The sequence below is a fragment of the Streptomyces boncukensis genome (assembly GCF_011045075.1).
Lineage (GTDB): Bacteria > Actinomycetota > Actinomycetes > Streptomycetales > Streptomycetaceae > Streptomyces > Streptomyces boncukensis.
Genome location: NZ_JAAKZZ010000330.1, coordinates 1 through 8,584, shown reverse-complemented (window position 1 = coordinate 8,584; position 8,584 = coordinate 1). Strand labels below are relative to the sequence as shown.

Below are 8,584 nucleotides of genomic sequence, written 5' to 3'. Positions count from 1 at the left end.
GGCGGGTTCGGCGTGGGGCGCTGGGGCTGGCCGTTCTTGTGCTGGTCACCGCCTTCACCGCCGCCGCGCTGCCACGCGCCCTCGACGCCTCGGCGGACGACGCACTCCGCGACGCGCTCTCCCGCGCCCACCCCGACGACCGGCTGCTGAGCGGCACGGCCGCCGCCTCGCCCGCGTCCGCCGAGCCCGGCACGCTGCGCGAGAGGGTCGCCCCCGACCGCGTCCGCGCCGCCGAGCAGGCGCTCCGCGAGGCCGTACGGCCCCCGCTGCGGCTGGACCGGCGGCAGGCCGCTTACGGCGTCCGCAGCACCGCCCCTGCCGAGGTGCGCGACCGGCGGCTGCCGCGCCCCTCCCCCGGGCTCGACCCCCGGGTGACCCTCACCGCGCAGGCCGGGCTCACCGCGCGCGCCCGGCTGACGGCCGGGCGGCTCCCGGACGGCACGGTGACCGGGCCCGAGGGCGGGCGGCGCCTCCAGGCCGCCGTCAGCGCCCGTACGGCGCGCACCCTGAAGCTGCGCCCCGGCGACACCCTCCACCTGCCCTCCGGGTACGGCGAGACCAGCGTCGAGATCACCGGCGTCTACGCGCCGCGCGGCGACCCCGGCCAGGTGCGCGCGAGCCCGTACTGGAACGCCGAGGACAGCCTGGTCCGGCCCACCCTGGTGCCCGTGCCGGTCCAGGGCGGTTCGCCCAAGCACTACTGGCACTTCAGCGCGGTCATCCATCCGCGCGCCGCCCCCGCGCTGCTGGATCTGCGGGAGGGCGCCGAACTGTTCTGGCACTACCCGGTGGACCAAGGCGCGCTGCACGCGCACCAGGTGGAGGAGGCGGAGCGGCAGCTGGCCTCGCTGTCCAGCGGGCCGCGCGCGGCGCGGCTCCAGGAGCGCGCGGCCGTCGGCCGGATCACCGTGGAGGAGGGGCTGGCCGAGACGCTGTCGGCGTTTCGGCGCGACCGCTCTGCGCTCTCCCCGCTGCTGCTGATCGCGCTCCTCGGGCTGGCGACGGCCGGGACGGCGGTGCTGCTGCTGTCCGGTGCGCTGGCGGCGGACCGGCGCCGGGAGGAGCTGGCGCTCCTGCGCGCCCGGGGCGGCTCGCTGCCGGGCATCGCGGGGCGGCTGCTGGCGGAGACCGCCGCCGTGGCCGTGCCCGCCGGAGCCGTGGGCACCGGGCTGGCGCTGCTGGCCGTCCCGGGCAGCCGGTCCGGGGCCGCGCTGGCCGCGGCCTGCGGCGCGACCGCCGTGGCGGCCCTGGCGCTGCCGGTGCGCGGCGCGCTCGGGCAGCGCAGGGCGCGGGTGACAGCGGACCGCGCGGACGTGGCGCGCGCCCGCCCCTCGCGCCGCCGGAGGGTCGTCGAGCTGACCGTGCTGGCGCTGGTGGCGGGCGCCGTCGTGGCCGTACGGCAGCGCGGCACCGCCGACGGCGGCGACGCGCTGCTCGCGCTGGCCCCGGTGTTGCTCGCGTGCGCCGCTGCGCTGCTGCTGATGCGGTGCTATCCGCTGCCGCTGCGGCTGCTGAGCCGGGCTGCGGCGCGGCGTCCGGGCCCCGTCGCGTTCCTGGGGCTGGCGCGCGCCGGGCGCGCCCCCTCGGCCGCGGTGTCCGGACTGGCGCTGCTCGCCCTGCTGGTGGCGCTGACCGTCGCGTCGTTCGGCGGCACGGTGCTGGCGGGCGTGGCGCAGGCCCGGGACCGGGCCGCGCTGGCCGCGGTGGGCGCGGACGCCCGGATCGAGGCCGAGGACGGCGGCGCGCTGCCCGCCGGGCTGCCGGGCGCGGTGCGGAAGGTGCCCGGCGTGCGGGAGGCCGCGGCCTACCGCACGCAGCCGGACGGCGAGCTGACCGGCCTCGCCTCCGGGGTGACGGTGATCCTGGCCGACGCCCCCGCGTACGCCCGGATCGCCGACCGTACGGGCCAGGGCGGGTTCCCCGCGCGGGCGCTCCGCACGGACCGGCACACCGCCGCGTCCGAGCCGCTGCCCGCGCTGGTCTCCCCGGGCCTCGCGCGCGGCCTGGGCGGCCGGCGGGGCGGCACCCTGGCGCTGCCGGGCCTGCAGGTCCCCGTCCGTGCGGAGCTCGTCCGGGACGAGACGCCCGCCGCGCGCGGCGGCGCGTTCCTGGTGCTGTCCCGGGAGGCCGTCGCCCGCGCCCGGCCGGACGCCCGGGGCACCGCCCTGCTGGCCGCCGACACGGTGCTCGTCGACGGCCCCTCGGCCGACGGCGCGGCACTGCGCGCCCTGGCCGAACGGCGGGACGGACAGGACGGGAAGCACGGGCAGGAAGGGAAGCACGGGCAGAACGGGCAGGACGGGAAGCACGGGCGGGGCGCGCGGGATGCGCGGGAGGGCGGGCGCAGCGTGCTCGTCCTCCGGTCCGCCGAGCGGGCCCGGTTCGCCGACTCCGCACTGCAGTCCGGCGCCGAGCGGCTGTACACCGCCGCCGTCCTGGCATCCGCCGGATACGCCGCGCTGGCCGTCCTGCTGTCGCTGCTGCACACCGCGCCCGAGCGCCTCGCCCTGCTCGCCCGGCTGCGCACCCTCGGCCTGCCGCGCCGCCAGGGGCGCGGGATGCTGCTGCTGGAGAGCCTGCCGCTGTACGCCATGACGGCGTGCGCCGGAGCGCTGACCGGGCTCGCCACCGTGCCGCTGCTGGGCCCCGGCATCGACCTGACCGCGCTCGCCGGCACCCCCGACTCGGTGCCGGCCGGGCTGCGCGCCGACCCGGCAGCCCTGCTGCTGCCCCCGCTCGCCCTGCTCGTGCTCGCCGCCGCCGGCCTGCTGGTGCAGTCCCGGCTCGCCGGGCTGCCCGGACGGGCGACCGCCGACCTGCGTACGGAGCCGCCATGACGCCCTCGCCCCCCGCCCCGACCACCCTGACCGACCTGGAAGAGCGCGCCGCCGAGGCGGCCAGGGCCCGTGCGTACGGCGACGACGCGCTGATCGTGTGCGACCGCCTGGTGCGTATCTTCAGCACGGACGGCGTCGAGGTGCAGGCGCTGCAGGGGCTGGACCTGCTGGTGCGGGAGGGCGAACTGACCGCGCTCGTCGGCGCCTCCGGCAGCGGCAAGTCCACCCTGCTGAACATCCTGGCCGGGCTGGACACCCCCTCGGCCGGCCGCGCCACCGTGGCGGGCTACGACCTGCTCGCGATGAACGCCGCGTCCCGGCTGCGCTACCGCAGGGAGACGGTCGGCTTCATCTGGCAGCGCACCTCGCGCAACCTGCTGCCCTATCTGACCGCCGCGCAGAACGTGGCCCTGCCGATGCGGCTGCGGCGCGGCGGTGTCGGCTCCCGCCGCCGGCAGCGGGAGCGCGCCCGGGAGCTCCTCGACCTGCTGGGCCTGGCCGAGGCGCGGGACCGCCACCCCGCGCAGCTCTCCGGCGGCGAGCAGCAGCGGGTGGCCGTCGCCGTCGCGCTGGCCAACCACCCGTCGGTCGTGCTGGCCGACGAGCCGACCGGGGAGCTGGACACGGCCACAGCGGAGCAGGTGTTCGCCGCGCTGCGCCGGGCCAACGCCGAGCTGGGGACGACGATCGTGGTGGTGACGCACGACCAGGGGGTCTCGGAGCAGGTCAGCCGTACGGTCTCGATCCGGGACGGGCGCACCAGCACGGAGACGCTGCGCAGGACCGAACCGGACGCCGGGGGCGGGGAGTCGAGGGTCAGCCGGGAGTACACCACGATCGACCGCTCCGGGCGGCTGCAGCTGCCACCGGAGTTCACGGAGCCCCTCGCGATCCGGGACCGGGTCCGGCTGGAGCTGCGGCCCCAGCACATCGAAGTCCACCCGGACGACGAGCACTGACCTTCCCGGAGCCCTCTTCCGGGGCCTTGTCCGGTGGACCGGCCCTGCCGGGAAGGGGCGGCCCCTTGCTGCTCGGTGCAGAGCGCGCCACCGCCGTGGCCCGGCGCGCAGTTCCCCGCGCCCCCGCCCCTCCGGGGCGCCCGCTGGGCTGGGCTAGACCGGGGTGACCGTGAGGCCGGCGGTCGGTCCTCGGGTGGAGCCGCCGGCTCGGACCAGCACGGATCCGTACGCCGACCGCAGCCGCAGCCAGTTGCCGCCGGCCGCCTCCAGCAGGCTCACCGGCTCCTCGCCCCGCAGGAACCCCAGGGCGTGCGCGGCGTGCACGGCGCGCAGCGGCATCCCCGTGCGGCCCAGCGGACGGGACCAGATCTCCTCCGCCAGGGCGTCCAGCTCCTCGCGCCCGCGCCGCCCGGCGCCCAGCTTCTCCGCGCGCTCGCGGAACTCCCCGACGGCCGCCGCCGCGACCGTGCGGACCGCGTCCACCGGCACCGCGCCGAACTCCCGCCAGCCGGTGCGCGGCGGCAGCACCCCGGCCCAGGACGGGCCCGTCACGGGGGACGGGACGGCGACGCTCTCCTGCTCCTCGTCGACCCGCTCCAGCAGCTCGCCCGCCGAGACGGTGACATCCAGCTCGACGGGCTCCAGCAGCCTGCCGGTGCGCACGGCCAGCACCTCGAAGCGCGCGGGCTTGGCGAAGACGGCGGCCACCCCGTCCTGCGCCTGGAGGCGGACGGCGGCGTTCTTCTCCCAGCGCAGCAGCCGCCCCAGGAAGGCGGCGAGGCCCGCCGCCTCCCCGGGGTCGGCGAAGACCAGCCCGCTAGCCGCGGTGACTGTCATCGGCATACCCCTTCAGGAACGAACGCTCCTCGGCGGTGATCCGCCGGGGACGCCCCCGCTCCAGGTCGTACGGCACGAAGACCGTGCTGGCCCGGACGTACGGCATGGCGTCCGCGGCGGCCTCCGCGTCGGTGATCTCGTACGCGAAGGTGGCCGAGGCGACCTTCAGCTCGGTCACCCACAGTTCCACGATGACCGGCTCGTGCCGGAATGTCAGCGGGCGAAGGTAGTCGATCTCGTGCCGCGCCACCACGGAGCCTCCGGTGAACGCCCCGGGGCACTCCTCGCGCGCCAGGCGCGCGAGGAAGTCGATCCGTGCCTCCTCCAGGTAGCGCAGATAGACCGCGTTGTTCACATGTCCGTGCGCGTCCATGTCCGACCAGCGCAGGGGGCACGGAAAGGGATGCCGCACGCCGCTCAGCCCCGGGTGAGCTTCTTGTAGGTCGCCCGGTGCGGACGGGCCGCGTCGGGGCCGAGCCGCTCGATCTTGTTCTTCTCGTACGACTCGAAGTTGCCCTCGAACCAGAACCACTTGCTGTCGCCCTCGTAGGCGAGGATGTGCGTGGCGACGCGGTCCAGGAACCAGCGGTCGTGGGAGACGACCACGGCGCAGCCCGGGAAGTCGAGCAGCGCGTTCTCCAGCGAGGAGAGCGTCTCCACGTCGAGGTCGTTGGTCGGCTCGTCGAGCAGCAGCAGATTGCCGCCCTGCTTGAGGGTGAGGGCGAGGTTGAGCCGGTTGCGCTCGCCGCCGGAGAGCACTCCCGCGGGCTTCTGCTGGTCCGGGCCCTTGAACCCGAACGCGCTGACATACGCGCGGGAGGGCATCTCGACCTGTCCGACGTTGATGTAGTCCATCTCGTCCGAGACGACGGCCCACAGCGTCTTCTTGGGGTCGATGCTCTCCCGGCCCTGGTCGACATAGGAGATCTTGACGGTGTCGCCGACCTTGATCGAACCGGAGTCGGGGTGCTCCAGCCCCTGCAACATCTTGAACAGGGTGGTCTTGCCCGCGCCGTTCGGCCCGATCACACCGACGATGCCGTTGCGCGGCAGCGTGAAGGAGAGGTCGTCGATGAGCACCTTCTCACCGAACGCCTTGTTGAGGTTCTCGACCTCCACCACGACGTTGCCCAGGCGGGGGCCCGGCGGGATCTGGATCTCCTCGAAGTCCAGCTTCCGGGTCTTCTCCGCCTCGGCCGCCATCTCCTCGTACCGCGTCAGCCGCGCCTTGGACTTGGCCTGCCGCCCCTTGGCGTTGGAGCGCACCCAGTCCAGCTCCTCCTTGAGGCGCTTCTGCCGCTTGGCGTCCTTCTGGCCCTCGACCTTGAGGCGGGCCTGCTTCTTCTCCAGATACGTGGAGTAGTTGCCCTCGTACGGGAGGGCGCGGCCGCGGTCCAGCTCCAGGATCCACTCCGCGACGTTGTCCAGGAAGTACCGGTCGTGGGTGATCGCCACGACGGTGCCGGGGTACTTCGCCAGGTGCTGCTCCAGCCACTGCACGGACTCGGCGTCCAGGTGGTTGGTGGGCTCGTCGAGCAGCAGCAGATCGGGCTGCTCCAGCAGCAGCTTGCAGAGCGCGACGCGGCGCTTCTCACCACCGGAGAGGGTGACCACCGGCCAGTCGCCGGGCGGGCAGCCCAGGGCGTCCATGGCCTGCTCCAGCTGGGCGTCGAGGTCCCAGGCGTTGAGGTGGTCGAGCTGCTCCTGGAGCTTGCCCATCTCCTCCATCAGCTCGTCCGAGTAGTCCGTGGCCATCTGCTCGGCGATCTCGTTGAACCGGTCGACCTTGGCCTTGGTCTCGGCCACGCCGTCCTGGACGTTCTCCAGCACGGTCTTCGAGTCGTCCAGCGGGGGCTCCTGCAGCAGGATTCCCACCGAGTAGCCGGGGGACAGCATGGCGTCACCGTTGGACGGCTGCTCGATCCCGGCCATGATCTTGAGCACGGTGGACTTGCCAGCGCCGTTGGGACCCACGACACCGATCTTCGCGCCCGGCAGGAAGCTCAGGGTGACGTCGTCGAGGATCACCTTGTCGCCGTGCGCCTTGCGCGTCTTGCGCATGGTGTAGATGTACTCAGCCAAGAGGAACCGTCCGGCAATCTGTAGGTGTTGACATGCGGCCACGCCGCGGGCCGCTCGAAGGCATACGCATCCATCTTGCCGCACGCCCCGCCCCGCCCGGAAACGGGATACCCCGGCACCGGGCCCGGCAGGGCCCTGCCGGGTGCGCTCCTACCGCTCCGGGGCCGCGCCCCGGGGCCGTCACGCCTGTCCGTTCCCCCGCTGCCGGGCCGCCACCAGGGCTGCGGCGCCCAGCGCGACGAACCCGAGGGCCGCCCCGGCGATCAGGGGGGTGTGCCCGCTGCCGGTCTCCGCGAGATCGGTGCCGCCGGCCAGGGTCCGCTCACCGCCCGTGCCGCCGACGGTGGCGGGCCGGGCGGCGGACCGGGTGGTGACACCCTGCCCGTCCAGGCCGCCGCCCTCCGTCTCCGCGCCGGTGGACGCGGCGCAGTTGAGCACGCCGCTGAAGACCCGCTCGTACCCCCGCGGCCCGCTGACGGGTATCCGGTACGCCTGGTCCTCGCGCACCGGCACCGTGACCGTGCCGGTGCCGCCCCCGGGGATCTCGCGCCGCCGGTCGCCGGCCCGGAGCCGGAAGGGGGCGTCGCCGCCGTTGTCCACCGTGATGTCGACCCCGCCCCGCGCGCAGTTCTCCACCGCGCGGGCCGCGGGGACCGCGCCCTTGGCCGCCCAGTTGACCGTGGCGTCGGCGGCGACCGTGGACTGGCTCGACCCCGCGACGATCTGCGCCTGGCTCCGGCCGCGCTCGCCCGCGCCGGTCAGCACCCGGCCCACCGGGATCTTTGTCGCGGCGCGCGCGGTGAGCGAGGCGGTGCCGGGGTCGACGTCGTCGGGCACGGCGAAGTAGAGCCGGGTGCCGTTCCGCGCGGAGCGGAGGTGCCGCCCCCGCTCGTCCACGATGCGCACACCCTGCGCTGTCGCGGCCGGACCGGGGGTGACCGTGACCCCGGGAGCGTTCGTCCGGACCGTCACCGGGCCCAGCCTGTCCCCGGTCCTGCCGGACACCGCCGCCGGGTCCAGCGCGAGCGAAGCGCGCGGCTCGGGCGCGCTGCGGGCCCGGCGCACCAGGTGGTCGGCGAGCTTCTCGGCACCCGCGTCGGCCGCGCTCACCCGGGGCGCGCCCGAGCCGTCGCGGGAACCGCCGGCGAGCCGCCAGATCGCGACCTGCGTACCGGCAGCCGCGGTGCTCGCGGTGAGCCGCTCGGCGCCCGCCGCCTCAGCCAGCGCCTCCAGGTCGTCCACCCGGGGGTAGGAGTGCTGCACGACCCAGCGGATCCTGCCCGCGTTCCGACTGCCGTGCAGCGGGGAGGACTCGGCCTCGCCCTCCTGGTAGCGCGCCTGGGCCTGGGTCGGTCTGAGCGTGTCGACGCCGTAGGTCTGCAGGGTGCCGCCGTCCTCGACCGACATCTCGAAGAGCCCGGCGCTGACCTCCCGTCGCTCGGCGCCGACCCGGATCACCGCGTCCCCGTGCGACCGCAGCCCGTCCAGCGTGGCGGTGGCGCCGCCCCGCTGCTTCGGGACTCCCCCGGCCAGGGCCGTCCCCGTGCCCGCCGCCGGCCCGGCGACGCACACCCCGGCCGCGACCGCGGCAGCGGCCAGACGGCGCACCGGCCGTCGGCGTGCAGAAGTCATGGTCTTTCCCCTTCTTGGCGGGTCGGCCCGGGTACCGGCCGCGCTTCCGCCGCAAGGCGCTCAACCCCCGTCAGTACGAGGGATAGTAGAGAGCGGAACGCATCAAGATCCCCACGATTCCCGTCCGTCACGCATTCCGCGTCAGAATCGTTATCGCCGAATCCGGCGGACTGGGACGATCACGGCACAGGCCGCTGACCTGGAACACCTGCTTCCGCCGGACCCGGGCGCTCCGCC

At 75.4% G+C, this 8,584-nt stretch carries 6 protein-coding genes; 2 read left to right on the top strand and 4 right to left on the bottom strand.

What is annotated here, in order from left to right; genetic code table 11:
- Positions 1–38 precede the first annotated feature (38 nt).
- Both G5C65_RS25475 and G5C65_RS25470 read left to right on the top strand, forming a co-directional pair.
- Positions 39–2,837, top strand: a complete 2,799-nt coding sequence (locus G5C65_RS25475) for an ABC transporter permease (protein WP_478501611.1) — start codon at positions 39–41, stop codon at positions 2,835–2,837.
- The gene (locus G5C65_RS25470) at positions 2,834–3,796 is read left to right on the top strand and encodes an ABC transporter ATP-binding protein (RefSeq protein ID WP_165301270.1); all 963 of its coding nucleotides are present in this window, start codon (positions 2,834–2,836) and stop codon (positions 3,794–3,796) included. The genes G5C65_RS25475 and G5C65_RS25470 overlap by 4 nt, the downstream gene beginning before the upstream one ends.
- Positions 3,797–3,949: 153 nt before the next feature.
- On the opposite strand, the gene G5C65_RS25465 is transcribed toward G5C65_RS25470, so the two are convergent.
- The 4 genes from G5C65_RS25465 to G5C65_RS25450 all read right to left on the bottom strand — a co-directional run bounded on the left by G5C65_RS25465 (position 3,950) and on the right by G5C65_RS25450 (position 8,347).
- Positions 3,950–4,633: a DUF8010 domain-containing protein gene (locus tag G5C65_RS25465; RefSeq protein ID WP_165301269.1), complete on the bottom strand. Its 684-nt coding sequence runs from the start codon at positions 4,631–4,633 to the stop codon at positions 3,950–3,952.
- Positions 4,614–5,045, bottom strand: a complete 432-nt coding sequence (locus tag G5C65_RS25460; protein ID WP_165301268.1) for a thioesterase family protein — start codon at positions 5,043–5,045, stop codon at positions 4,614–4,616. The genes G5C65_RS25465 and G5C65_RS25460 overlap by 20 nt, the downstream gene beginning before the upstream one ends.
- Before the next feature lie 5 nt (positions 5,046–5,050).
- Positions 5,051–6,715 (bottom strand): energy-dependent translational throttle protein EttA, encoded by a 1,665-nt coding sequence (gene ettA / locus G5C65_RS25455; RefSeq protein ID WP_165301267.1) that lies wholly within the window; start codon positions 6,713–6,715, stop codon positions 5,051–5,053.
- Positions 6,716–6,895: 180 nt separating this feature from the next.
- Positions 6,896–8,347, bottom strand: coding sequence for a thioester domain-containing protein (locus G5C65_RS25450; RefSeq protein ID WP_165301266.1), 1,452 nt, complete (start codon positions 8,345–8,347; stop codon positions 6,896–6,898).
- Positions 8,348–8,584 lie beyond the last annotated feature (237 nt).

Coding starts and splice junctions, on each gene's coding strand:
- G5C65_RS25470 (WP_165301270.1), top strand. CDS start 2,834: ATGACGCCCTCGCCCCCCGCCCCGACCACCCTGACCGACCTGGAAGAG.
- G5C65_RS25465 (WP_165301269.1), bottom strand. CDS start 4,633: ATGACAGTCACCGCGGCTAGCGGGCTGGTCTTCGCCGACCCCGGGGAG.
- G5C65_RS25450 (WP_165301266.1), bottom strand. CDS start 8,347: ATGACTTCTGCACGCCGACGGCCGGTGCGCCGTCTGGCCGCTGCCGCG.